We start from the raw sequence: 24,614 nt of genomic DNA on the forward strand, positions 1-24,614 counted from the left end.
CGCCATCAGGCGCATCACGCCGTCCTCGGCCTCCAGGGTCTTGCGGCTTTCCTCGCTGGCCAGCAGGTAGCGGCCGGCGCCCCCGTGGGTGTCCAGCACGAAGAACGGGCTGTCCTTGCGCTTGAAGGTGTCGAGCAGGGCAAGCTGCACGATGTGCTTGAGCACATCGGCATGGTTGCCGGCATGGAAGGCGTGGCGGTAATTCATCGGCGCAGTGTACGGGGCGGCGGGCCCAGCGGCTATGCTGCGCGCATGAACCGCCCCCTGCACAACGTTCTGGTCGTCGAAGACGAAGCCGCCATCGCCGATACCGTCCTGTACGCCCTGCGCAGCGAGGGCTATGGTGCCCGGCACTGCCTGCTGGGCGGACAGGCCCTGCAGGTGCTTCGCCAGGAGCCGTTCGATGTTGTCGTGCTGGACGTGGGCCTGCCCGACATGAGCGGTTTCGAGGTGTGCCGCACGCTGCGGACCTTCAGCGAGGTGCCGGTGATCTTCCTGACCGCACGCAACGACGAGTTCGACCGCGTGCTGGGGCTGGAGCTGGGGGCCGACGACTACATGGCCAAGCCGTTCTCGCCGCGCGAGCTGGTGGCCCGGGTACGCGCGCGGCTGCGCCGTGCGGGTGCCGCGGTCGTGGCCGGGCAGGACGGCTGGCAGCAGCAGGGACGCTTTGCGATCGACCGCGAAGGCCGGCGTATCCGTTTCGGCGAGCAGCCGCTGGAGCTGACCCGTTACGAATACGCCCTGATGGCCGCGCTGTTGCAACGCCCCGGCGCCATCCTCAGCCGCGCCCAGCTCATGGACCGCGGCTGGGACATCGCCGCCGACAGTGCCGACCGCACCGTGGACACCCACGTCAAGACCCTGCGCGCCAAGCTGCGCGCGGCCGGTGCCGAGCCCGACCCGATCCGCACCCATCGCGGCGTTGGCTACGCCCTGGAGGTCTAGGTGCGGCTGGGTCTCAAGCTGTTCCTCGGCTTCTTCCTGATCGTCGGCATTGCCGCGTTCTTCGTCATGCGCATCTTCGTCAACGAGGTGAAGCCGGGCGTGCGGCAGGCGATGGAATCGACGCTGGTGGATGCGGCCAACGTACTGGCCGAGATGGCCGCCGCCGACCTAAAGGCCGGGCAGATCCGCAACGGCCGCTTCGTCGCCGACCTGGCCCGCGCGCAGCGCCGTGACCCGAAGGCGATGGTGTGGCGGTTTCCCAAGCGCACGCTGGACTACCGGGTGACCATCACCGACGCGCGCGGAATCGTGGTGTACGACTCCACCGGCGAGGACCTGGGCCGCGACAATTCGCGCTGGAACGATGTCTACCGCACCCTGCGTGGCGAGTACGGCGCGCGCTCCAGCCCCGAGACGCCCGGCGATGACACCCACTCGGTGATGCACGTGGCCGCGCCGATCCATGACCCGGACGACCCGAAGCGGCTGATCGGCGTGCTCAGCCTGGCCCAGCCCAATCGCAGCATCGATCCGTTCATCGCCGCCAGCCAGCGCGCCATCATGCGGCGCGGCGCCTGGTTGATCGGGCTGTCCGCACTGATTGGCCTGCTCATGACCGGTTGGCTGATGCATGGGGTGAACCGGCTCAACCGCTATGCCAAGGCCGTCAGCGCCGGTGAGCCGGTGCCGCCGCCGAAACCCCGCCGCGACGAGATCGGCGACCTCGGCCAGGCGCTGGAGACCATGCGCCGCAAGCTGGAAGGCAAGGCCTACGTGGAGCAGTACGTGCAGTCGCTGACCCATGAAATGAAGAGCCCGCTGGCCGCGATCCGGGGCGCGGCCGAACTGCTGCAGGAACCGTTGCCCGACGCCGACCGTGTGCACTTCGCGCGCAGCATCCAGGGACAGGAGCAGCGCCTGACGGAGACCATCGACAAGCTGCTGGCGTTGGCCGAGGTGGAGCAGCACGGCTGGCTGCAGAAGCGCGAGCGGATCGCGCTGGCACCCTTGTTGCGCGGCGCGGCCGACGCGGTGGCGGTGCGCGCGCAGGCGGCGGGCATGGGCGTGGACGTCGAGGTGGAGCCCGGGCTTGAGATCCTGGGCGATGGTTATCTGCTGCGCCAGGCACTGAACAACCTGCTGGAAAACGCGCTGGCCTTCTCCGCCGCCGGCAGCGGCATCACGCTGCGCGCCGTGGCCGACGCCGAGGGGGTGGTGCTGCAGGTTGCCGACCGCGGCAGTGGTGTGCCCGATTACGCGATGGAGCGCGTGTTCGAGCGCTTCTACTCGCTGGCGCGCCCGGCCACCGGCCTGCGCAGTTCCGGGTTGGGGTTGTCGTTCGTGCGCGAAGTGGCCCGCCTGCATGGCGGGCGCGTCGCGTTGACCAACCGCGAGGGGGGTGGGGCTGTGGCCTCGCTCTGGCTGCCCTGGCGCGATCCGGCCGCGCCGGTTCGGCGCTGAGACCGTCCGTGGCAGCCACCCGTGGGGTGGTTCTACGACCGGCCGCTTCGCGCGACTTCACGCTCACTTCAACTACGGCACAAACCCCGCTCACCGGCGCGCGCGACGCTGGCACCCTTCCCAAACCGAGGACGGGTGATGAAATCCCTGAAGATGCTGTTGCGGTTCGCCATCGTGGGCGGGCTGATCCTGCTGCTGCTGATTCCGCTGATGATGATCAAGGGCGTGATCAGCGAGCGCGAGGCGTACCGCGACCAGGCCTATCTGCGCGTGGCGCAGAGCCGGGCCGGTGCGCAGACGCTGACCGGCCCGATCCGGGTCGTGCCGTGGACCGAGACCCGCCAGGTCGAAGTGGTCGACGCGGCGGGCACCAAGAAGATCGAGACCCAGGTGGAGCAGAGCTACTGGCTGCAGATGCCGTCGCGCCTGACCGTTGACGGCGGCATGCAGCCGGACGAGCGCCGGGTGGGTCTGTTCCGCGTGCCGGTCTATACCTGGAAGGCCAAGGTGACCGCCGAGTTCAGCGACGACGACTACCCGGTCAAGGCCGGGCGCGTGTATGGCACGCCCTACCTGGCCGTCGGCATTGCCGACGTGCGCGGGCTGGTCGGGTCGCCGGACCTCAAGGTGGATGGCCAGGCGCTGACGCTGCAGCCCGGCATCGGCGATGTCACCGGCATCGGCAAAGGCCTGCACGTACCGCTGCAGGGCTTCGACGACAGCGCCGGCGGCCTGCTCAAGGCCAGCAAGGTGGACCTGGCGCTGGTGCTCGATGGCACCCGTTCGCTGGCCGTGGTGCCGGTGGGCGATGACAGCCGCATCGCGATCCGCTCGCCGTGGCCGCACCCGCTGTTCGGCGGCAGCTTCCTGCCCAACGAACGCCAGGTGGGCGAAACCGGCTTCGACGCGGAGTGGGCGGTGTCCTCGCTGGCCTCCGAAGCACAGCGCCAGCTGCGCAGCAACCGCGACGTGGAGCCCGAAAGCGTCAGCGTGGAGCTGGTCAACCCGGTGGACATCTATACCCAGGCCGACCGCGCCAGCAAGTACGGCATCCTCTTCATCCTGCTCACCTTCGTCGGCTTCATCCTGTTTGAACTGATCAAGCGACTGCGCATCCATCCGCTGCAGTACCTGATGGTGGGCCTGGCCCTGGCGATCTTCTTCCTGCTGCTGCTCAGTCTGTCCGAACATATTCCGTTCTGGATCGCCTACGTGGTGTCCGCGCTGGCCTGCATCGGTCTGCAGGCGGTGTACCTGTCCGGGGTGCTGCGCAGCTGGGTGCGCGGGTTGGGCTTTGCCGGCATGCTGACCGTGCTGTACGGCGCGTTGTACGGGTTGCTGGTGTCGGAGAACAACGCACTGCTGATGGGCTCGCTGCTGCTGTTCGCAGTATTGGCCGCAGCGATGTGGATCACGCGCCGGATCGACTGGTACGAAGTCGGCGCAAGCCTGAAGTAAGGCGCGGGCGTGTCTACACATGCGCCGGGGTCGATCACAGGCGATGGGTGCGGGTGGTTCCTGCGCTGGGGCAGGTGTGGCTGTGATGGCGGGCGTGACGCATTGTGCGCGTCTGCAGACGTCGACGTGTGGATGCGGCACGCACGGCTCAGATTTCCCTGACCGGTCTGGCTAGGCTTCGACATCCGCGCTGATGGAGCCTGTAATGCCTCGAACGCCCGCATCCCTGGGGGCTGGATCACCCGCGTCCGCCGTGTCGGCGAGCGTGCGTGCACGCCCGGGAACCCGTGCACCGGCGGTGCCCATCTCGGTGGCCAACGCAGCATCGGCTCCGGTTGAACACACGCTGGACGTTGCCAGCGTTGCACGACGGGAGTTGGATGCGCTGTCCTCGGCGCTGGCACGCGGGCCGGTCGATGGTGACTTCCTGCTGGCACTGCAGGGTCGGTTCGCGGAAACACCGCTGGCCACGCCGATGGCGGAACAGCTGGTGCGCGATGCACTTCGCCGACTGCTGCCGCCCGAGGTCGATGTGGCCGCGCGGCAAGCGTGGGAGGACACGTCGACGAGCATGCTGACCTGCTCCCGTGCCGGTTGGGAAGTGGCGTGCGCACCGCTGCGGAGCCGGCTGACACTGGACGTGGCGGATACGTCGCTTGCCCTGCGACGCATCCGCGATACGGTCTACCGTCCTGTCGATATCCCTGGCCATGTGTGGCGCGAGCGCCTTTTCGACGCGCGCACGGCAGGCGCAACCGATGCACGGGCGCTTGCAGTGTCGCTGCAGCCGAACGATCTGCCTGCCGGCGCTGACATCTCCCGCGTCCGCCTGCAATTGCGGATGCTTGCGCCGATGCTGGACGACGCGCTCCTGGAGCGAAGCGTTCATGAGATCTTCCGGCACGCCGCGCTGGACGGCGGGCTGCTGGACCCGCGCTGCGCGCTGCATGGCCTCTTCGATGCCGTTGATGAGGACGGACGCGCTGTGCTCGATGCTGGCGCCCGTGCGCGGATACTGGCCGGTCTCGGCGAGCTGGAATCGCCGGGACGCCGCAGGCGAGGAGGTCTGTTGACGGGGCAACGTACGGCCCCGGGTGCGCAGCTGGCAGACGCGCTGTTGGCGGTGGGGCGGTCCGCGACGCTGTGCAGCGCACCTGCACGGCAATCCCCGATGTCGGCCATGCTGCTCGCGGCGGCCAGTGTGCCGGGTGGCGTGTTGACCTGGTTGGGCGCACTGGCACTGCCCACGCCGGCGACGCTGCCCGCTCGCGTTGCCAGTGAGCCGCTCAGGCCGCCTGCGCCGGTCGTACCGGTGCCCGTGCAGACCGGAAACGCATCGTGGGTCACCCCCGATGAACGATGCAGGCTGCCGTTCCGCGGGCACGACGGGGAGGGCCCGCCCGGCGACGTCGCGTCGTCCGCGGCGCGAAGCGGCGGCAACGGATTGCTTGCGATGGCGAGCGGTGGCCTGTTCACGGGTGCGATGCTGATGCGGCTCGGTTGGCAGTGGGCATTCCCCGCTGCCGTCGATCCGCACCCGCGTGTGCGGGGTGCGCAGGATGAGCACGTCTCCGACGTCATTGCCTTCCTCGAGGATGTCGTGGACGAGCACGGCAACGCCACGCTCTGGCAGGACATCTGCCGGCAGGTCCGGGAGGCGGATGCGCGCGGCGATGCAGCAGACCCGGCCATCGCGGTGGCGGAGTTGCTGCGCAGCAGCGGCGTGGCGGGCCGGGTGGTCGACGGCCTCCATGCAGGCCTTGCCGACGAAACCTCCGGTCGCCCCGGCGGACGGGCGGCGCGGGAAAAGCGCAACGTGCACGACGTCAATCCCGTCGCCGCGCCTGCGGCCATCATCCGCGAGGAAATGGCCGCGCAGCGGCGCCTCGACGAGGCCAGTCAGCGCCTCATCCAGGCGGCGAGGGAGGGGGAGGGAGCCGCCGAGGCGCCGGGTGCGTTGTCGTTCCAGCCCGGCGACGGGCTGCCCGATGCGGAGGCGGCGGGCATGATCCAGTTCTGGCAGGCGCTGGTGGATGAAACGCTGGACAGCCGCCACGAACTGGCGATCGCGCTGAACCAGTTGGCCGATTCCGAGCGCCTGCTCGATCAGGTGCATGCGGCGATGCCGAGCCTGGACGGCACCATCGCCGCCGCACTGTCGGCGGCGCTGGACACTGCCACCGACGGCGGCAATGCATCCTCCGTCGATCCGCGGCAGGTGTACCGGAACACGTTCCTGGAGATCGAACCCTGGGAGCGATGGGCCGCAGGCCATCCGCGCCCGCCCTCGCTTCGGGACCAGCCCGGAACCCGCGTTGCCCAGCCCGGCGGACGGGTGCGCAGCCAGCTGGCCAGCTCGTACACCCTGGTAGAGGCGGCCGTGCTGCCGGTGGAAGATGGCAACCATACGGCGTTGTACCTCAGGACCGGTCCCAGCACGTATTTCCCCAACCAGGAATGCCAGCGGCCCTCGCTGGCGCAGTTCAACGCTGCCATCGCAGGCAGGAACTTCGTTGCCGAGTTCACCGGGCTGCACGCCGCCTACGCCGCCAGTGCCGGCTCGCGCGCAGGCGCGGCCAACATGGCGCGGTTCTGCGAAGGGTTCGGCAAGCGTCTGTCCGGCGCCAGCGTGCTGCTGTGCGCGGGGGCGCGGCTGAGTGCGCGCGGTAAATGGCTGCTGGACATGGTGCTTCTCCATCCCCAGCAGTTCAATGCAGCCGACCCGGCAAGCGGACGCGCGCTGGTGCTGCCCAATGCCGCGCTGCGTGTCCACCCGCTGGCGGTTTACGGAAACGACGGTGCCCTCCTGCCGCTGCATGGAATGATGCTCATCCACGAAGTTGCCGACGGCGGCGCCGTCCTGTTGGCGAGCACGTCGCGCACGCCGGTGGTGGAGGAGTTCGATGGGGTCTCCAGTGCCTTGCGCCAGATCGAGGCGGAGTTGCCGGGGCATCTGAATCGTTGGATGGCGCGACGCCACCATGCGGCCTGGCACGCCGGGCGCGCGGCGACGGTGGGCACCCGGCCCGCCGAACGTGGCAACTTCCTGGAGGCGCTGTTCCTGCAGACGGTGGACCTGCGTCACCAGCAGCTGCTGGACCTGCAGCATGCATCGCCGGCCGTGGCGCGCCGCGAATTCCTCGCCTTCGACCGCAGGATGGCGCGCTATCCGCCGGCGGTGCCGCTGCCGATCCTGACCGCGACGGCACAGCTTGCCGCCGGGTCCCTGTCGCATTGGCTGGCCGGCGCCGACGGTGATGCCGCAGGGCTGCGGAACCTGGACTTCCAGGGGGTGCGCATCCTGTACGACCTCAACGGGGCGCGCAGCGAGCTGGAGCAGCGCTATCCCCTGCTGCCACGGTTCGTGGCGTCAACGCTGGACCAGGCGGTGCTTGCCAGTCACGGGGTTGCATTCGACAGCCGTCGCTATGCCCTGGTCCAGTTCTCAGGGGGCGCGCCCAGTACCGCTACCCGCAGTGGCTGGTCGCATGCGGCGAACCAGCGCATCGGCAGCATGTCGCTGGTGGAGTGTGCCCTCCGGAAAGGCGAAGGTCTGCCGCGTGGCAGCGATATGGCGATGCGCGTGGGCCTCTATCTGTCGGCGGACGCCGATGTCTATGACCAGAAAACCGAGGCGACCGAGATTCGACCCGAGGAGTTCCTGGCGATCGTGGACCGGCTGGATCTGCAGAGTGCCTATCTGGCCGCGCTGGCGGCGTTCTGGGAGCAGGAGCGCGACCAGGTCGGCTATGCCCTGCGCGGTTCCTACGTATTTTCGATCTCGCAGCAGTACGGTGACGGGTCACTGTCCGTGAGAGGCGTGCAGCTGGCCCTGGCAGCGTCGGGCCGGCTGGTGCTCGATGCCGACGGCGTTCCGCAGTTCGCGCCGGAGATGCGCGCGGGTGTCAGGGTCGGGTGGCTGGAGCTGTACGGCATGCAGTCCACCATCGTGCATGTGCAGGATGACGACGGCCCGGAGTGCATCCTGTACTTCCCCAATGACCTGAACCGCTTCTTCGAGTTCGCCCACCCCCAGGAGATGATGTCCTGGCTGCAGCGCCTCGTCGCAACCGACGCAGGGTGCACCTGGATCGAGGCTGCGTTCGACCTGAGCGACCTGCAGGATGGCTGGTTCTACAATGGCCTGCAGACCATGCTGGGCAGCCCCGATACCACCTTGTCCGCCAGTGGCAGGATGTCACGTCCGATAGAGGGACATGACCTGATCCACGCCCTGATGTCGCGTCTGCGCGCACGTACCGAGAGCGACGCGCGCGTACTGATGACGTCGGATTGGGAAGCTGTCAGGCACCAGTGGCTGGCCCGCATGCAGACCTTCAATCTGGTCATGGGGCTGGCCAGCATCGTGCTGCCGCCGCTGCTGCCGGTAGTGGCGGTGGGCTCGGTGGCCGAGCTCGGGCTGGGGGCCGACCAGGCCATCAATGGCGAGACCGAGGCGGAACGTCATGCCGGTGGCGGGGCAGCAGCAGGCGCCGCGTTCGGGTTGGGACTGATGGCGCCGCTGGGGGTGGGGCGCCTTGCCAGACTGGCCGCGTCGGACGGTTCGCGGCTGACGCCGGCGCTGCAGCTGATGGGCGACGGTGCGGCGCTGGACCCGCTGCGCGCGCTGTCGCCGCGCTACGCCCAGCCGTTGCTGCTGGATGGCGTGCGCGCCGCGGACAATGGCGTTTACCGGCACATCGGCAGGACGTTCATCCGCCAGGGGGAATTCACCTACGAGGTGTTCTTCGACGATGCCGCCCATACCTGGCGGCTGCGCCACCCGGGTAACGGCCTGCAGTACAACGACCCGATCCGGCTCAACGGCGACGGGTTGTGGGAACCCAATCCCGAGGTGGGGTTGCGCGGCGGCGCACCCCGGGGGGATATCTCACGCAGTGTGTCCATCGAAAGCAGCTACCGGGGTGCGGTCAATGCCTACCTGGCCAAGGTGCGTGCGGGGGCAACCGACATCGTCACCGACGACTTCAGGTGGGGCAGGGAAAACTGGCGCCGGGTACGCCTGACCAACGGGGAAATGTCGTTGCCGGAGCTGAAGCGGCAGTTTCTGGACGGTGGCCTGGACATGGTGCAGAAAGGCGCGCTGTCCGAGATCATTTCGCGGCTGGAGGCGCTGCAGCGCAGTGGGTGGTATGCCCGCCTGGGCGCGGATATCGACGAACTCGTCCAGCTCGAAGGCGGGCAGTTCTATCCCGCCTCGCAGGGGCTGTTGTTCGAGGACACCGCGCTCGGTGCCGCAGGCGTCTGTACCGGCCTGTCGCGGATCATGGCGGTGGCCGTTGCCGACGGCACGCAGCTCCAGCTGTTGCGCAACCTGCGTGCGGCGGTGATGCGACCGGGATCCCGGCTGGCGGCGACGGCGCGGGCCATGGCGCTGGATGCACAGGGCGTGGCGTTGCCCCGCAATGCGCTGTCGCATTCGGAAGTGATCGAAGTGCAGGAGCTCGGGCGTTTCCTGGGCGGTGTGGTCGAGAGCAGCCAGTTTGTGCTCTCAGGCACATCGCACAGCATGATGTGCTCGGTCAGCGTGGCCCAGAACGGCCGGCGCACCTATGCCCTGTACGACCCCAACTTCGGCCTGGTTCAGTTTGCCAGCATGGCCCAGTACGAGCGCTGGTTGCCCACCTATTTCGGCATCCGGCCGTTCCCGCGCATGCCGGGCGTGGTTTCGGGGCAGGTGGAAACGCTGGCCGACCTGTATGGCGCCTACCGGGCGCCGGGCGCTGCATCACCGCAGTTCCAGTTGCGGCAGATCGACGCGGCGGTGCTCCGCCAACAGGCGCACGAGCGCGGCTGGACAACGTTGATCCAACGCGAACCCAGCCCCTGAATGCGGTTCTCGGCCACTATTGCCGGCCCGGGCAGGTAAAATTGCCCGGATTCCCGTTGACCGCCGCGAGCCCGCCATGACCTGCCGTACCCGTTTTGCCCCCAGCCCCACTGGCTACCTGCACATTGGCGGTGCCCGCACCGCGCTGTACTGCTGGCTGGAGGCACGCCACCGGGGCGGCGAATTCGTGCTGCGCATCGAGGACACCGACCGCGAGCGCAGCACCCAGGGCGCGATCGACGCCATTCTCGAGGCGATGGACTGGCTGGGCCTGGGCTACGACGAGGGCCCGATCTACCAGACCGACCGTGTCGCCCGCTACAAGGACGTGGCCGAGCAGCTGGTCGCCGAGGGCAAGGCCTACTACGCCTACGAGACCCGCGAGGAACTGGATGCGATGCGCGAGGCGGCCATGGCCAGGCAGGAGAAGCCGCGTTACAACGGTGCCGCGCGCGAGCTGGGCCTGCCGTACCGCGACGATCCGAACCGGGTCATCCGTTTCAAGAATCCGCTCGAGGGCACCGTGGTGTTCGACGACCTGATCAAGGGCCGCATCGAGATCGCCAACAGCGAACTGGACGACATGGTCATCTTCCGCCCGGATGGTTTCCCCACCTACAACTTCGCGGTGGTGGTGGACGACTGGGACATGAAGATCTCCGAGGTCATCCGCGGCGACGACCACATCAACAACACGCCGCGCCAGATCAACCTGTACGAAGGCATCGGCGCGCCGGTGCCGAAGTTCGGCCACATGCCGATGATCCTGGACGAGCAGGGCGCCAAACTGTCCAAGCGCACCGGCGCGGCGGACGTCATGCAGTACAAGGACGCCGGCTACCTGCCCGACGCGCTGTTGAGCTATCTGGCCCGGCTGGGCTGGTCGCATGGCGACCAGGAGCTGTTCAGCCGGCAGGAGCTGATCGAGCTGTTCGATGTGACCCACTGCAATTCCAAGGCCGCGCGCCTCGACATGGCCAAACTGGGCTGGGTCAACCAGCACTTCCTGAAGACCGAAGATCCGGCCGATATCGCCCCGCACCTGGTCTACCAGCTGAACAAGCTGGGCCTGGACCTGGGGGCCGGCCCGGCCCCGGCAGACGTGGTGCTGGCGCTGCGCGAGCGCGTGCAGACGCTGAAGGAAATGGCCGAAAAGGCGGTGGTCTGGTACCAGCCGCTGGTCGAATACGACGAAGCGGCGGTGGCGAAGCACCTCAAGCCGGGCGCGGAACTGGCGCTGGGCAAGGCGCGCGAGCTGCTGGCCGCGGTCGGCGACTGGACCGCGGAAAACGTGTCGGCTGCGCTGCACGATGTCGCGGCGGCACTGGAAATCGGCATGGGCAAGGTCGCCCAACCGCTGCGCGTGGCCATCACCGGCACCCAGGTGAGCCCCGACATTTCGCAGACGGTGTTCCTGGCGGGACGTGAAGAGGCCTTGAAACGCATCGATGTCGCACTCACTAAGGTAACGTCGGCCTGACCACTGGAGACCGCGCATGTCCGCTAAAGCCGCTTGTACCGCCCCGCACCACCATGTCCACGACGCATCCGACTTCGTGAAGGTGGTGGAACGCGTGTGCACGGAACGCGGACTGCGCCTGACCCCGATCCGCGCCAACGTGCTGCGCCTGATCGCCGAGGCCGGCAAGCCGGTCAAGGCCTACGAGCTGCTGGAGTGGGTGCGCAACGGCAAGGGCGTGGGCGCCGATGCCCCGCCCACCGTGTACCGCGCGCTGGATTTCCTGATGGCCAACGGCTTCGTGCACAAGCTGGAATCGGTGAATGCCTTCGTGGCGTGCCACCACCCCAGCAGTGCGCAGCATTCGGTGCCGTTCCTGATCTGCAACAGTTGCCACAGCGCGGTGGAGCTGGAAGACCGCGAGATCGTCAGCCAGCTGGAAAAGCGCGCCAAGGAACTGGGCTTCCAGCCGCAGGCACAGACCTTGGAAGTGCACGGCCTCTGCGCCCGCTGCGCGGGGTGATGCCGTAGCGCCACGCCCTGCGTGGCTGGCCGGTCTGGATCACGCGCAGCCACGCAGGGCGTGGCGCTACCTTGGTGCTGCGGCTGTATCCACCCGCACCACCACCGACATGCCCGGGCGAAGCCTGGGTGCCAGTTCCTGATCCGGATCGATCGCGATCCGCACCGGCAGGCGTTGTACGACCTTGGTGAAATTGCCGCTGGCGTTGTCGGGGCGCAGCACGCTGAACTCCGAACCGGTGGCCGGCGCGATCTGCTCGATGTGACCGGTGAGGCGCTCACCGTCGAAGGCATCCACCGAGAACGTCGCCGGTTGGCCGATGCGCATGCGCCAGGTCTGGCCTTCCTTGAAATTGGCTACCACCCACAGCGTGTCAGGCACCAGGAACAGCAGCTGCGAGCCGGCGGTGACGTACTGCCCCAGCCGCACCGACGCTTCACTGACCTGGCCGTCGCGCGGGGCATGAATGACTGTGTTGGCCAGGTCGATGCGGGCCAGTTCCAGTTGCGCCTTGGCCGTTTCCACGCCGGCTTCGAGCCCCTTGCGTGCCACCTGGGTCGACGTGAGTGTTTCCTCGGCGATGCGGATCTGCGCCTGCGACTGCTGCACCGAAGACTGCGCGGCCTGCGCGCTGGTGCGGAACTTGTCGCGGTCGTTCAGTGCCACCAGCTGCTGGTCGGCCAGTTCCTCGTAACGCTTGAGCTCCCCGCGCGAGCGCGCCAGCTCCGATTGGCCTGCCGACAGCGCGGCCCGTGCCGCGCCGATCTGCGCGCGGTTCTGCGCCTGCGCCTGGTCCGAATTGGCCAGCGCCGCTACCGCGCTGTCCAGGTTGGCCTGCGCCTGCGCCACCTTCTCCTTGTAGATGCGGTCGTCGATCCGCAGCAGCGGCTCGCCCTGCTTCACGTGCTGGAAATCCTTCACCAGCACCTCGGTGACATACCCATTGACCTGCGGCGCCAGGACGGTGATCTGCCCACGCACATACGCGTTGTCGGTACTCACCAAGGTGCTGTTGAACGGCCACAGCGACCACGCGCGCAGGATCAGCGCGATGCCGATCAGCGCCACCACGATCATCACCATCACGCTGCGCCGGCTGGGCTTGAGGTACTTCGGCGCGCCACTCGGCGCTGCAGCCGCAGCCGGTGCAGCAGGCCCCGCGACCGGTGCGGCATCGGTGGGTACGGGCGGGTGGATGTCATCGGGCGGGTCATCGCGCGGCGGTGTGCTGGACATGGCAGGACTCATCGCTGGGCCGCGCCGGAAGGCGCAGCGGGTGTGGGGGAGACGGCGCGCCGATGGCGCTTGCGCCACTGCTTGAGCACGGCGGTGCGTACCGACAGCAGCAGCAACCAGCCCAGGAAAACCAGCGCGACCCGGCCACTCAACGAGAACACGTCGTTGAAGCCGCGTACGTTGGCCTCGCGCCGGGTGATCTGCGCCAACTGGGCGGTGCCCTGTGCGCTGCGCTGCACCGGGTCGGTCAACAGGGGCGCATAGACCTGCTGCTGCAGTTTCAGGCGTTGGGCCACCACCCCATCGCTGGGATCCAGCTGGCTGACCATCGCCGTGGAATACACCTGCTCGCGATGCAGCTGGAAAGTGCCCAGCACCGCAGAGCCGGCCAGTCCGCCCAGGGTCTGGGTGATCGACAGCGTGACCAGGAAGGTGATCATGTGGTCGGTGCCCTGCTTCAGGGCCTGGGTGATGCCGAGCATGATCAACGGGCCCATGAACATGCCCGCGCCCATCGACGCCAGGAACTGGCTCAGGAAGAAATCGTGCGGACGGTCCTGGCTGGTGCGGTGCTGGTCGAGCAGGGAGGCGGTGCCCAGCAGCAGGATCGCCATCAGCAACTGGGCAATGATGCGCTTGGGGCCGAAGGTCAGCGAGCTGGTGGCGATGCCCGTGATCACGCCGGCCAGGATCACCGCGAACAGGGGCCGCATCTGGTCCGGACCCATGCCCAGCTGGCGCATCAGGCCGATCACCCCGTACGACTGTTCGGTGGTGAGGAAGCGGATCAGGAAGGCGCCGATGATGAAGTGCAGCATTGCCGGGCTGGCCAGCCAGCGGGTCTGCAGCAGCGGATTGCGCCGGTAGTGTTCCACCACGACCCCAGCGGTGCCCAAGGCCACGGAGGCGACCAGCGCCCAGCCCAGCCACGGGGTGTCCAGCCACCAGCGCAGGTAGCCCTGGGCCAGCACCACCACCAGCAGCGCCACCGCGGGGGCGAACAACGCGAAGCTGAGGAAGTCCATCGGCTCGAAGACCTTGATCTGCGCACCCGGGGGCAGCTTCAGCATGACCACGGCAGCAAACGCACACAGCGCCAGCCCGGCTTCGAACAGATACAGGTTGTGCCACTGCCCGGTGTCGACCAGCCCCGGCGACACCAGCCAGGCAATCGGCAGCGCCATCTGCGAAATGCCTACGCCGATCACCAGCAGGTTGCCGGTATAGCGGCGCGGCAGCGACTGCAGCATGTAAAGCGTTCCCAGCGTGCTGCAGGCTGCGCCGGCGAAACCGCTGGCCGCGCGCATCATCAAGGTGGTTTCAAAACTGCCGACGAACAGATGCAGCACCGCCAGCGCGGCGTACAGGCCCAGTCCGATCTCGGCGAACAGGCGGATGCCGTACTGCTGGCGAAACTTGAACGCCAGCAGGTTGGCAGTGACGTTGACCATCGCATAGGCGGCCACCAGCCAGCTTCCCTGGGTCGGGGTCAGGCCGAGCTGGCCCTGCAGGAACGGCAGGTTGGCGGTGACCAGTGCGTTGCCGAGCGCGCCGGTGAGGCCGACCAGCAGGGCGACCATCGCGTAGGCCACGCGCCGGTGCGGTGGATGCCACGGCATCGACGCCGAGCCGGGCAGGCTCGGCTTCTCGTGTTCCTCCCAATCGGGAATCGGCTTGAGGTACTCGGCCATCAGCCGGTCCCGTCGGCGTTTCCGTGCAGCCCCTCGCGCAGCAGCTGCATGGCGCGGGCGGCCAGGCGGGCGCGTTCGTCACGGGTCTTGCCGCGCAGTGCGGCACCGAGCATGCCGGAGATCAGGCTGATATCGCCCACCTGCAGGTCGGCGCGGCACAACCCCGCGTCGATCGCGCGCTGGATGGGCGCCTTCAGCAACGCATGGATGGCCTGGCGCGCGGCCTTGATGGACGGCTCGTCCGGGTCCACGGCGCGCCAGTAGTCGGCCAGCGCCGGCGACTGCACGATGCGCGAGGCCATGCCCTGCAGCACCTCGAACAGGGCATCGTCGCGGTCGCCCAGAGTGTCCACCTGGCGCCGGATACGCGCAACGGTGCGCTCGAGCAGCGCTTCGACCAGCGCGGTGCGATCGGGGAAATTGCGGTACAGCGTGGCGCGGCCAACCTGCGCGCGTTCCACCACCAGGTCCAGCGGCGCGGTCACGCCATGCTGGCCGAACACGGCATCGGCGGCATCGAGGATCAGGGCGCGGCGGGCGGCCGCATCGGCACGTTGACTGGGCATGGGTCATTTTCGGACAAAAATGTCCGCACCGGAAGCCGTTGGAAGGTTTCCGGTATGAGGCCGCTGGGGTTGGTCAACGAGGCGTGAAGTCAGCGCGGGGCAGGCAACCCATGGCAGCCGTAACGCGCTTCGCGGATCGGCAGGTTGATCACGGCCGCCAGCGCTGCCAGGGCCATGTCGGCGTACCACATCCACAGGAAGTTGCCGGAATGGGCCAGCGCAAGACCGCCCAGCCAGGCGCCGAAGAAGCCACCGAGCTGGTGCGAAAGCAGGGTCAGCCCGAACAGCGTGCCCAGGTAGCGCGGGCCGAACAGTTTGCCGACCAGGCCGGCGGTCGGCGGCACGGTGGCCAGCCAGGTAAAGCCGAGCGCGGCGGAGAAGACGTAGAAGGTGAGCGCGGTGGGCGGAGCGAGCAGGTAGGCGCCGATCATCACTGCGCGGCTGGCATACATCCAGAACAGCAGGTATTTCATTCGGAAGCGTTGCCCAAGCGCGCCGACGATGAGGCTGCCGGCGATGTTGAACAGCCCGATCAGCGCGATGGACGTGGAGGCGACGGTCGGCGACAGGCCGCACAGGGCGATCTCGCCGGGCAGGTGGGTCACCAGGAACGCAATGTGCAGGCCGCAGGTGAAGAAGCCCAGGTGCAGGTACCAGTAGCTGCGGTCGCGCGCGGCCACGTGCAGCTGCGCGCGCAGTCCACCGTCATCGGTGGCGTGGCTCCCGCCGGCATGATCGCCCGGGCGACGGCGCAGCGGCCAGGCCATGGGCAGCGACAGCAGCGCGGCGGCCGCCATCAGCCACATCGCCCGCGCCCAGCCGGCGCTGCTGATCACCCACTGCACCAGCGGGGCGAACACGAACTGGCCCAGCGAGCCGCCGGCATTGATCAATCCCGCGGCGAAGGAGCGCTTCTCTGCAGGCAGCCGGTGCGCGGTGGCGCCGATCAGTACCGAGAAGCTGCCGGCGCCGGCACCCGCGGCCATCAGCAGGCCCAAGGTGAAGCTCAGCCCGAGCGGGCTGGTCAGCAGTGGCGCCAGCAGCAGTCCGGCCACCAGCAGGAGGGTGCCGCCCAGCAGCACCGGCCAGGCGCCGCGCTGGTCGGCCACGGCGCCGAACACCGGCTGCACCGCGCCCCAGACGAACTGCCCGATCGCCAGCGCGAAACTGATCTCGACGATGCTCACCCCGGTACTGCGGTGGATCGGATCCACATACAGCCCCGAGGTCTGGCGCACGCCCATGGTCACCATGAGGATGGCCGAGGCCGCGACAAGCAGCCCCCAATGCATGCGCGGGACGGGGGAGGCAGGGGGCATGGACCGCTCCGTAGGCTGGTTTCGCCGATTGTACGACCGATGCGGCCAACGTCCGGCACCGCGAAGCCACGCAGGGCGTGGCTCTACCCGTCATCCATCCGGACGTCCTGTGCACGTCACGGTTCGTAACCCGTCATCCATCCGGATCGTCCTGTGCACGTAACGGTTCGTAACCCGTCATCCATCCGGATCGTCCTGCGCACGTCACGGTTCGTAACCCGTCATCCATCCGGATCGTCCTGCGCACGTACCGGTTCGTAACCCGTCATCCATCCGGATCGTCCTGCGCACGTAACGGTTCGTAGGTCCACGCCCTGCGTGGACACCGCGCGCAGCGCGGCGCAAGCGTCCGAAGCCGAATCGCCACCGCGCCGACATGGCCACCGACGTTTAGCAACGACCGAAGCGGCTGCAAAAAAAAACGGGGGCCTTGCGGCCCCCGAAGATGAAACGATCGACCCCAGCGGGGATCAGAAGAACGCGCGGATGCCGAACGCCACGCCACGCCCCGGCAGCGGCGAGTAATCCCGCAGCAGCGAGGTGTGCGCACGCGCCTCGCGGTTGGTCAGGTTGTTGCCGTCCAGGAACACCTCGTAGCTGTTGCTGTCGCTGCGGTCCCAGCGATACGCGAAATGCGCGTCGACCAGCGTGTAGCCCCCGCTCGGTTCCTCGTTCTGCGCGGTGTCCTTCTGGCTGCTGTAACGCACCGCGCCGACCGACGCACGCCAGCCATCGCGCGACCAGCGCAGGTCGGCACCGACGCGGGCCGGCGAGATGCGCGGCAGGTAGCCGCTGTTGGCCAGGTCCACGGTGTAGTTGTGGTCGTGGTCGCCATGCGGCACGGCGATGTCCACGGTGCGGGTGCCGCTGCCGTCCAGCTCGGCCTTCACGTAGTCGCCGAACACGCGCAGGTCCCAGTCGCCGCTGCCGCCGTCGAACAGATGCACCAGCGCTTCGGCTTCGGCGCCCTTGAAGGTGGCGTCCTGCTGGGTCCACAGGCGCACCGGCAGGCTTTCCACCACGCCGGTGTCGGCCAGGTAGATGAAGTCCTTGAACTTGGTCTGGTAGATGGCGGCGGAGAAGTCGAGGCGGTCGCTGTGGGTGTGGATGCCCAGCTCAACGCGCTGGCCGCGTTCGGTCTTCAGATTGCCGTCGCCGATCTCCAGCGAACGGGTGGCAATGTGCGCACCGGCCGCGTACAGCTCTTCGTTGGTCGGGGCGCGCTCGGAGCCATCCACGCCGAAGCGCAGGTCCACCGCGTCATTGAGCTTCCAGATGCCGGCAGCGGACAGGTTGGTGGCGTCAAAGGTGCGCGCGCGGTAGTCGCCGGTCGGGTCCAGCTTGACCTGGTCGTGGCGGCCGCCCAGTTCGAGCTTGAACGGGCCGAACTGCTTTTCCTGCAGCACGAACAGGCCGATGTTGCGGGTGCCGGTGTCGGGCACGAACGCTTCTTCGCCCTTGGCGCCGAAATCGCTGTTGCCGAACTGCAGGCCGAAGGCGCCATCCCAGCCGCCGATCTGCTGCTGTACCGCTTCCAGGCGGGCTTCAATGCCGCGGTTGGTGAAGCGGGTGGAGGGCGTGCCGGCCTCCAGCTCCACGTGCTCGTAATCGGTGTAGGCGGTGCGCAGGTTGATGTTCTTCAGGAACGACACCGGGTTGTAGATGCCGCCCTTGGCTTCGAAGCGGTTCTGCACCATGTCGATGCGCACGTCGTGCTCGTCGCCTTCTTCCTCTTCATCGCCATGGTCATGATCGTGGTCATCCTCGGCATGCACGTGCGCGCCGTTGGGGATGCCGTAGTTGGTGCGGTAGGTGCTGGCCGACGCGCCGAAGTAGCCGCCTTCGCCAAGCCAGGTGGCGCCAACGCCACCGGCGCGGGTACGGATGGAACTGTTGTCCAGGGTGCCGCGGCGCGGTTCGTCGCTGTCGCCTTCCTCGTGGTCGTGACCCGCATGGTCTTCGAGCCCGTCGATCACGGCGTAGCCGGGAATGCGGTAGTCGTCGCTGTTGCGCACCAGGCCGTCGACATGCAGCACCCAGTTGCCGTTGACACCGTCGAGCCGGAACATGCCGCTGCGCTCGTCATTGACCGAGTTGCCGCGCAGTTCGGCGCGGCCGCTGAGCGGACGGTCGGGCAGGTCGCGCGCGATGCGGCCATCGACCACGTTCACTGCGCCGCCGATCGCACCACTGCCGAACAGCAGCGTGGCCGGGCCCTTGAGCACTTCGATCTGGTCGGCCAGGAACGGTTCGACGCTGGTGGCGTGGTCGGCACTGACGGTGGAGGCGTCCATGTTGCCCATGCCGTTGGACAGCACCGCCACGCGCGGGCCTTCCTGGCCGCGGATGATCGGGCGGCCCACGCCGGGGCCGAAGAAGGTGCTCTGCACGCCGGGCAGCTTGGCCACGGTGTCGCCGAGGGTGCCGGCCTTCTGTTCGTCCAGGCGTTCGCCGGCGAGCACGTCGACCGGGCGGGCCAGCGATTCGGCATCGCCCTGCAGCGGGGAGGCGGTGACCTTCACGGTGGACAGTTCGGTGAGGTGGCCATCGCGATGGCCGTCATCGTCGGCGGCGTGGGCCAGCGAGGGGATCAGTACCACCGCAAGCGCCAGGGACAGGGCGTGCGGCTTGAGCAGGGGGCGGGAAGAGCGCATGGGCTGGGGTCCGTCGGTCGTATTGTTATAATGTATCAATGGTAGGGCGCGCGAATCCCATCGGAACGGGGTGTTGCCTTGGCGGAACGGGGGGAGGGGAGTACGCGTCGGGATTGATGTTATATTATTCCATAACGCTTGTTCGACCCTGCTGGAAGTCATGCCCCTGTTCGCACGCCTCCGTCATCTCCTTGATCGCTTCGGTGCCACCGGCTCGCTGTTGTGCGCGGTGCACTGCGCGGTGCTGCCGATATTGCTGGCGGCCGCGCCCTCGCTGGGTCTGTCGGTGTGGCTGGGCGACGGGGTGGAGCTGGCACTGGTCAGCTTCGTGACGCTTCTGGGTCTGTTCAGTCTGGTCTGGGGCTACCGCCGGCATGGCGCGCTGCGCGCGCTGGGCTTCCTGGTGCCGGGGCTGGTGGCGCTGTGGGCTGGCCTGCTGTACGACCCGCTGCACCACTCAGCGGTGCCGCACGCGGTGGTGATGACACTGGGCGGGGTGCTGGTGGGGGTTGCCCACCTGGTCAACCTGCGCCTCAACCACGGCCACGTCCATGATGCGAGCTGTGCTCACTGAGGCGCTGTGGTAGGCTTTCCGATCGTGCGCGGGGGCGTCTGAAGAGGCGGCCCTGCCGAACCCGTGTCAGTACGGGGTAATCAGATTTCAGACTAAGGAGTTGACGACATGGGTAAGGGTGACCGCAAGACCGCCAAGGGCAAGCGCTACAACGCCAGCTACGGCAATTCGCGCTCGCACGCGGTGAGCAAGGTGGCCGTGGGCGCAGCTGCGCCGGTCGCCAAGAAGACCGTGGCCAAGGCCCCGGCGAAGAAGGCAGTGGCCAAGAAGGCCGTCGCCAAGGCCAGCTGATCTCTCAGCCAGCCTGACGAAAAAACGCGGCGCTTGCGCCGCGTTTTTTTTTGATTGATTTGATTGCACGCAACACGGTAGTGCCGGGCGTTGCCCGGCAGCTTCATGCATTCAGGCGAACAGCCGTTGGGCCGCGCATGGCTTGAGCTGGGCCGTCGGGTGCGGGTTTGCGGGACACGCCGTGAACCGCCCTCCGGGCCCCAGCCCAACCGCCGGCGGTTGTGCGTTCAGTCGCACGCGAGGCAGTGCCTCGCAAGCAGTGCGCCTTCACCCATGGGGGCTCGTAGAAAACATCCATGTTTTCTACGGTCCCGCAAACCCGCCCCCGCCGACCCTCGACGGTGTGTCGGTGGCCACAGGAGATCAAACGCGGTACGCCGACCTTGCCGGCGCAGCTGTGCTGCGCTGTAGAGCGACGCCCTGCGTCGCTGCTCTCGCCGTCCGCCCGCGCAATGAATGAGAGGGAGGTCGGCGGTCAGCCCCCGGAGGGACTGTCAAAAACATGGATGTTTTTGCCAAGCCCCCAAGGATGGGTTTACGGCGTGTCCCGGAGCGGGGCTGCCCGTCGGCCTCCCCCGCCCGTAGCAGCTGAAACGCTGCTCTTCGCGAAAACCTACCACCTGAGTGCAGGAAGCAGGGTCTCCGGATTGCCGTCATTCGGTGCGGCGGGAATGCCCAGCAAACGCGTCATCAGCGGGTAGACGTCGACGTTGTCGAAGCCCGGCAGCGTGGCGCCCTGCTTGAAGGACGGGCCGCGGGCGATGAATACCGCGCGCATCGACGGCAGTGCATTGTCGTAGCCGTGCGAGCCGCGATCGCCTGGCTCGCGCTTGGCCATGCGCTCGCGCGTCAGCGCGTTCCAGCCTTCGTGCATCTGGCACACGATCGCCGGAATACGCGGGTTGGAACCGTATTCCCAGCGGGCAGGCAGCGTCTGCCGGGTCCAGCAGTCGTAGTTTGCGTGCGCGCCCAGCAGGATCTTCTCGGCGTCGTTCTGCTTGCCCGGCAGTGGCGCGAAGCCGATCGACTGGCCCGTCGATACGTTGCGGGCGATGGCCGGGTCGACCATGTCTTCCACCGCGACCGTGTTGCCGTCCGGCACCGTGGCCATACCGTGGTCGGAGACCACGATGAGATTGGTGCGGTCCGACAGCCCGCGCGCCTTCAGTCCATCCAGCAGGCGGCCGATGGCCGCATCGACCTGCGCGATGGCGGCCGCATATTCCGGCGAATCCGGGCCGAAATGGTGGCCGGCCTTGTCGACCTGTTCCATGTACAGCGTCACCAGGCGCGGTGCATCCGCATCGGACTGGCCGACCCAGCCCAGCACCTCGTCGACGCGGGCAGACAGCGATACCGTATCGTCGTAGACGCGCCACTGGCTGGGGCGCACCCCCTGGATGGCCGCCTCGCTGCCGGGCCATGACCAGGTGGCCGTACGCACCCCGGCCTTCTCCGCACCCACCCAGATCGGTTCGCCGCCCCACCAGCGCGGATCGGTCACCGCGTCGCGCAGATTGAGCTGGAAGCGGCCCAGCGCCTCTTCCTGCATGCTGTTGTGGATGATGCCGTGATGGTTCGGGCGCAACCCGGTGACGATCGTGTAGTGGTTGGGGAAGGTCAGCGACGGGTACGACGGCGTCATCCAGCGTGCGCGCACGCCGTCCTGCACGATGCGCGAGAGGTTGGGGGTGATGCCGCGATCCAGCATGTCCGCGCGCAGCCCGTCGATGGAGACCAGCAGCAGTTTCGGCGGACTGGCCGCAGTGACGGTCGTGGCTGCCGAAGGGAGGCCCGGCGACGTGGACGGAGCGCTGGCACAGCTGGTCAGCGCGAGGGCGGCGGCAAGTGCCAGCGAAAGGCGGACGGAAATCATTCCGCCATCATAGTTCGCCGCAATGACGCCGCGAAGACAACTGATGGCACGGTCAGGCGAACAGCGCGTGTCCGCGCGCCTCAAGATTGAGCAGCGCCGCCTTCGTTTCGATGCCGCCGCCGAAGCCGGTGAGTGCGCCGCTGCTGCCGATCACACGGTGGCAGGGCAGTACGATCGGCAGTGGATTGCGTCCATTGGCTGCACCGACCGCGCGGCTGGCACTGGGGTGGCCGATGTGTCGCGCCAACTGTACGTAGCTCCACGTTTCGCCGAACGGAATGTCGGCCAGCGCCTTCCACACGCGCAGCTGGAAATCCGTGCCGTGCGGCGCCAGCGGCAGCGCGAAGCCGGTGCGCTCGCCGGCCAGGAACTGCAGCAGCTGCGTGCGTGCATCGCGCAGCGCATCGGCGTCGCGCTGCCAGTGCTCGCGACCCTTGGCGTCGTAGCGGTTGTTCTCGAACAGGATGTGGTGGATGCCCTGGCTGTCGCCAGCCACCGTGAGTGCCCCGATCGGGCTGTCGAAGGTGTCGTAGAGCAGGTTCATGCGGTTGACTCCGAAGCGGACGTGGCCAGATGCCACAGGTGCAGCACGGCGTAGGCACGCCAGGGGCGCCAAGCCTGCGAACGGGCCTCGGTGGCGCGTTCGCTCAAGCGGCTGTCGCCGCCCAGCACCTGCTGCAGCACCAGGTCGCCGGCGGGGAAGGCGTCGGGCAGGGCCAGTGCGCGCAGGGCGATGTAATGCGCCGTCCATGGCCCGATCCCGGGCAGCGCCACGCAGCGTTCGATGAAGCTGTCCAGGCGTTGGCCGGCGTCGAAGTCCAGGCGGCCGTCGGCCACCGCCGCGGCGACCGCGCGCACGGTCGCCGCACGCGTGCGCGGCAGGCCGATGCCTTCCAGGGGCGCGTCGGCAAGTTGCGCGGGTGTGGGGAACTGGCGGTCCAGCCCTTCCGGCATGCCTGCCAGCGGCGTGCCGAAGCGATCAACCACGCGCCGCGCCAGGGTGATCGCGGCGGCCACGCTGACCTGCTGGCCCAGTACCGCGCGCACCGCCACTTCGAATCCGTCCCAGCCACCGGGCACGCGCAGCCCCGGCCGCTGCGCGATGCCGCGCGCCAGCAGCGGCTCGCGCGCCAGCGTGGCGTGGACAATGCGCAGGTCCGCGTCGAGGTCGAAGATGCGCCGCACCCGGCGCACGATGCCCGGGATCGCACGCGGATCGACCTGGCCCAGCTGCAGCAGCAGCTCCGGCCGGCGTGGATCGGCGGTGACGCGGATCACCGACGGTCGTTCGGCCGGTCCGATCACCCGTTGGTAGCTGTGCGCGTCGATCTGCTCGATGCCGGGAATGCAGCGGCGGCGCAGGAAGCCCAGCATCGCAGTGAAGTCCAGCGGCGGCCGGTAGCCCAGACGCAGCGTCAGCGCGCCGTCGGCCAGCGCGCCGCGTTGGCGTCGGATGGCGGTAGGCGGCATGCCGCAGCCGTCGAGGAATGCCGTGTTGAAGCGGCGCAGGCTGTTGTAGCCCGCCGCCATGGCCACGTCGGTCACCGGCAACGCGGTTTCCGTCAACAGCTGCTTGGCCAGCAGCAGGCGGCGGGTGGCATGGATCTGTGCCGGTGCCGCACCCAGCCGCGCCACGAACAGGCGCTGCAGCTGGCGCGCACTCAGGCCCAGCCGCGCGGCGAGATCGCCGACCGCCGCATCCTGCAGGTAACCGTCATGGATCAGGGCAAGCGCGCGCTGCAGCGTCTCGTTGCTCAGGGCGTCCTGCGCTTCCGGCGCCAGTTCAGGGCGGCAGCGCAGGCACGGACGGAAGCCGGCCGCCGCCGCCGCTGCCGCGGTGGGGTAATAGTCCACGTTGGCCGGCTTCGGCGCGGGGGCCGGGCAGACCGGGCGGCAGTAGATGCCGGTGCTGCGCACGGCGGTGAAGAACACGCCGTCGAAGCGGGCGTCGCGGGCGAGGCGGGCGCTTTCGCAGGCGGCGTAGTCCAGGGGCAGGGCGGTATCCATGGGGGCCAGTCTATGCCCGCCGCGGGCTCCAGGCTCGCCGTTTTCGGACGTCAATGCGGAACCGGGGCCGGCCGGTTCAGGGCCGGTTCCCGCGCGCCTGTCGAGGCGCACTAGACTGTGCGTTCACGTGACGCTTCGCGCACGCTTTGGTCGGAACCCGGGACTCCATGTTGCTCAAGTCGTGCTGGTTGTCGTTGTTGTGCCTGGGGCTGGCCGCATGCGGCGCGCTGGAGAATCCCGGTAATGTCACCGCCGCCGACAAGGCGGTGCGGGCACAGGCCGCCGATGGCGACCATATGGTGTCGTTCAACGCGGCCGACGCGCCGCCCGCGCCGCCGCCGCCACCGCGACGGGGCGAGCAGGGCTGGCCGACGGTGGCACTGGACAACGGCAAGGCCTGGCTCAGCTGCGATACCGACTATGCCGCGGAAGGCGGCGACGGCGCGCCGCTGGAGGCGTTGGACCGTGCCAGCCTGGAGGCGGCCATTGCGCCGTGCGTCGAGCGCGGCCTGCTGCGCGTGCGCTACGTGGGCAAGATCAATCCCGGCTTCTCCGAACTGGTGGCACGCGTGGCGTTGGTGGCCGAAGCGCAGCACGTCTCGCGGCGCATCCTGGACCTGGACTCCAGCGGCGGGCAGGTGGAAGCAGCGATCGTGGCGGGTGACCGCATCGGCGAGTCGAACTGGACCATCTGGGTACG

Annotated in this window: 17 protein-coding genes and 1 pseudogene; 9 read left to right on the forward strand and 9 right to left on the reverse strand. The window is 68.3% G+C overall.

Annotated features, from left to right (window positions below):
- Positions 1-207 (reverse strand): 23S rRNA (adenine(2030)-N(6))-methyltransferase RlmJ (gene rlmJ, locus RT456_RS18215; protein ID WP_313348682.1); only part of this gene is annotated, 207 nt, incomplete at its 3' end.
- 45 nt (positions 208-252) lie between these two features.
- Between rlmJ and creB the strand changes: the two genes are divergently transcribed.
- From creB to RT456_RS18245, 6 genes are all read left to right on the forward strand, one after another.
- Positions 253-948: a two-component system response regulator CreB gene (gene creB / locus RT456_RS18220; RefSeq protein WP_313348684.1), complete on the forward strand. Its 696-nt coding sequence runs from the start codon at positions 253-255 to the stop codon at positions 946-948.
- Positions 949-2,409 (forward strand): two-component system sensor histidine kinase CreC, encoded by a 1,461-nt coding sequence (creC, locus tag RT456_RS18225; RefSeq protein WP_313348686.1) that lies wholly within the window; start codon positions 949-951, stop codon positions 2,407-2,409.
- A 138-nt stretch (positions 2,410-2,547) separates the two neighbouring features.
- Positions 2,548-3,867: a cell envelope integrity protein CreD gene (creD, locus tag RT456_RS18230; RefSeq protein WP_313348688.1), complete on the forward strand. Its 1,320-nt coding sequence runs from the start codon at positions 2,548-2,550 to the stop codon at positions 3,865-3,867.
- 205 nt (positions 3,868-4,072) lie between these two features.
- Positions 4,073-9,718: a DUF6543 domain-containing protein gene (locus tag RT456_RS18235; RefSeq protein ID WP_313348690.1), complete on the forward strand. Its 5,646-nt coding sequence runs from the start codon at positions 4,073-4,075 to the stop codon at positions 9,716-9,718.
- Between the two features lie 76 nt (positions 9,719-9,794).
- Complete coding sequence (gene gltX, locus RT456_RS18240) at positions 9,795-11,198, forward strand: glutamate--tRNA ligase (RefSeq protein ID WP_313348692.1); 1,404 nt, start codon at positions 9,795-9,797, stop codon at positions 11,196-11,198.
- A 16-nt stretch (positions 11,199-11,214) separates the two neighbouring features.
- On the forward strand, positions 11,215-11,700 hold the full coding sequence (locus RT456_RS18245; protein ID WP_313348694.1) for a Fur family transcriptional regulator: 486 nt from the start codon (positions 11,215-11,217) through the stop codon (positions 11,698-11,700).
- A gap of 66 nt (positions 11,701-11,766) precedes the next feature.
- Here the strand turns inward: RT456_RS18245 and RT456_RS18250 are convergent, their stop codons facing one another.
- The 5 genes from RT456_RS18250 to RT456_RS18270 form a co-directional block, all read right to left on the reverse strand.
- Positions 11,767-12,936 (reverse strand): HlyD family secretion protein, encoded by a 1,170-nt coding sequence (locus RT456_RS18250; protein ID WP_313348695.1) that lies wholly within the window; start codon positions 12,934-12,936, stop codon positions 11,767-11,769.
- A gap of 8 nt (positions 12,937-12,944) precedes the next feature.
- Positions 12,945-14,630, reverse strand: coding sequence for an MFS transporter (locus RT456_RS18255; RefSeq protein WP_313348712.1), 1,686 nt, complete (start codon positions 14,628-14,630; stop codon positions 12,945-12,947).
- Entirely contained in the window at positions 14,627-15,193 is a 567-nt protein-coding gene (locus RT456_RS18260) for a TetR/AcrR family transcriptional regulator (protein WP_313348698.1), read from the reverse strand. Before RT456_RS18260 ends, RT456_RS18255 begins: the two co-directional genes overlap by 4 nt.
- 89 nt (positions 15,194-15,282) lie before the next feature.
- The gene (locus RT456_RS18265; protein ID WP_313348700.1) at positions 15,283-16,512 is read right to left on the reverse strand and encodes an MFS transporter; all 1,230 of its coding nucleotides are present in this window, start codon (positions 16,510-16,512) and stop codon (positions 15,283-15,285) included.
- Positions 16,513-16,982: 470 nt separating this feature from the next.
- Complete coding sequence (locus RT456_RS18270; RefSeq protein ID WP_313348702.1) at positions 16,983-19,166, reverse strand: TonB-dependent receptor; 2,184 nt, start codon at positions 19,164-19,166, stop codon at positions 16,983-16,985.
- A gap of 160 nt (positions 19,167-19,326) precedes the next feature.
- On the opposite strand from RT456_RS18270, the gene RT456_RS18275 reads away from it, so the two are divergent.
- Positions 19,327-19,740 (forward strand): MerC domain-containing protein, encoded by a 414-nt coding sequence (locus RT456_RS18275; protein ID WP_313348704.1) that lies wholly within the window; start codon positions 19,327-19,329, stop codon positions 19,738-19,740.
- A 108-nt stretch (positions 19,741-19,848) separates the two neighbouring features.
- Positions 19,849-20,031 carry a 30S ribosomal protein THX gene (locus RT456_RS18280; protein WP_145478188.1) on the forward strand — a complete coding sequence of 61 codons (183 nt, stop codon included), beginning with the start codon at positions 19,849-19,851 and terminating at the stop codon, positions 20,029-20,031.
- Positions 20,032-20,644: 613 nt separating this feature from the next.
- Here the strand turns inward: RT456_RS18280 and RT456_RS18285 are convergent.
- The 3 genes from RT456_RS18285 to RT456_RS18295 are packed head-to-tail and all read right to left on the reverse strand — an operon-like array spanning position 20,645 to position 23,914.
- Positions 20,645-21,907: an ectonucleotide pyrophosphatase/phosphodiesterase gene (locus tag RT456_RS18285; protein ID WP_313348706.1), complete on the reverse strand. Its 1,263-nt coding sequence runs from the start codon at positions 21,905-21,907 to the stop codon at positions 20,645-20,647.
- Positions 21,908-21,959: 52 nt separating this feature from the next.
- On the reverse strand, positions 21,960-22,451 hold the full coding sequence (locus tag RT456_RS18290) for a methylated-DNA--[protein]-cysteine S-methyltransferase (RefSeq protein WP_313348708.1): 492 nt from the start codon (positions 22,449-22,451) through the stop codon (positions 21,960-21,962).
- Complete coding sequence (locus RT456_RS18295; protein ID WP_313348710.1) at positions 22,448-23,914, reverse strand: AlkA N-terminal domain-containing protein; 1,467 nt, start codon at positions 23,912-23,914, stop codon at positions 22,448-22,450. The genes RT456_RS18290 and RT456_RS18295 overlap by 4 nt, the downstream gene beginning before the upstream one ends.
- Before the next feature lie 170 nt (positions 23,915-24,084).
- Between RT456_RS18295 and RT456_RS18300 the strand changes: the two are divergent.
- Positions 24,085-24,614: pseudogene (locus RT456_RS18300) on the forward strand (hypothetical protein); the annotation flags it as partial.

The sequence above is a fragment of the Stenotrophomonas sp. genome, from assembly GCF_032099025.1.
Lineage (GTDB): Bacteria > Pseudomonadota > Gammaproteobacteria > Xanthomonadales > Xanthomonadaceae > Stenotrophomonas.